This is a genomic window from Acidovorax sp. KNOB132 (assembly GCF_057541515.1).
In genome coordinates this window covers 1-1,239 of sequence record NZ_BAAJYT010000534.1, presented here as the reverse complement: position 1 = coordinate 1,239, position 1,239 = coordinate 1, and the positions used below count along the sequence as shown (strand labels likewise).

Genomic DNA, 1,239 nt, shown 5'->3' with positions numbered 1-1,239 from the left:
GAGTGCGCCGCCGGGCGCATACCCCGGCCCCGGAACCCAATCAATCCAAAAAGCTATAAAAAACAATAGCAAAACACCGCTGCGCGGGAGCCCCGCGCCGGGCGAACGGCCGTCCTACAGCTGAAAGCCCACCGCCCGCACCACGCCCTCGCCGATGTCGCGCGGCCAGGACGGGCGCCGGGGCACATAGGGCCGCGCCAGGGCGATCTGGCGCGCGCACCAGTCCGAGAGCCACTGCACCTCGGCCGGGCCGTAGAAGGCCGTCATCGCCTCGTAGTTGAGGAACAGGCTGCGCGCGTCGAGGTTGAGCGAGCCGGACAGGGCCAGGTCGTCGTCGATCAGCACGGCCTTGGCGTGCACCATGCCCGGTGCGAGCCACACCTCGGCACCGGCCTGGGCCAGTTCGCGCAGGGCGCGCTCGCGGGCCCAGTCGGCCAGGCGGTGGTTGGACCGCCAGGGCACCAGCAGGCTCACGCGCACGCCGCGGCGGCAGGCCATGCACCAGGCGTCCAGCAGCGCGTCGTCGGGCACGAAATACGGTGTCACGGCCACGATGCGCTCCTGCGCGTGGTAGGCGCCGGCCAGCAGCAGGGCATGCACGGTGTCGTCGGCGTGGTCCGGTCCGCTGGGCACCCACTGGGCCAACGGGCCATCGGGCGGGCCCGGCGACAGCGGCTGGGGCAGCGCGGCGCGCACCAGGCGGCCGCTGGCGGTGCTCCAGTCGGCCTCGAACTGCGCGGCGGCCTGCAGGGCCAGGGGGCCGTGCACCTCGTAGCTCAGGTCGATCCAGGCCGGATGGCCGGGCTGGTCGAGGAAGTATTCGCAGGCCAGGTTGCGCCCGCCGCTCCACAGCCGCTCGCCGTCGGCCACCACCAGCTTGCGGTGGTTGCGCAGATTGGTGCGCCCGCGCATCGGGTTGTGCAGCATGGGCATGAAGCGGCGCACCTGCACGCCCTGCGCCTGCAGCGTTTTCACCAGCGCGCCGGGCGTGGCCAGGCTGCCCACCGCGTCCAGCAGCAGCCGCACGGCGACGCCGCGCTGCGCGCATTCGCCCAGGGCCCGTGCGACCTGCCGGCCCACCGGGTCGTCGCCGAAGACGAAGGTGCACACGTCCAGCCGGTGCCCGGCCGAGGCGATGGTCGCGAGCAGCGTGCGCAGGGCCTGCGTGCCGTCGGCGTGCAGCACGATGCGCGCGTTGCGCACGGCCGGCTCCAGCTCCATGCTGGCCAGCAGCCGCGC

At 73.3% G+C, this 1,239-nt stretch carries 1 protein-coding gene; it reads right to left on the bottom strand.

Annotated elements, in window-relative coordinates; translation table 11 throughout:
• Nucleotides 1-114 precede the first annotated feature (114 nt).
• The coding region (locus AC27IO_RS24420) for a phospholipase D-like domain-containing protein (protein ID WP_498741240.1) at nt 115-1,239 on the bottom strand (1,125 nt) is incomplete at its 5' end.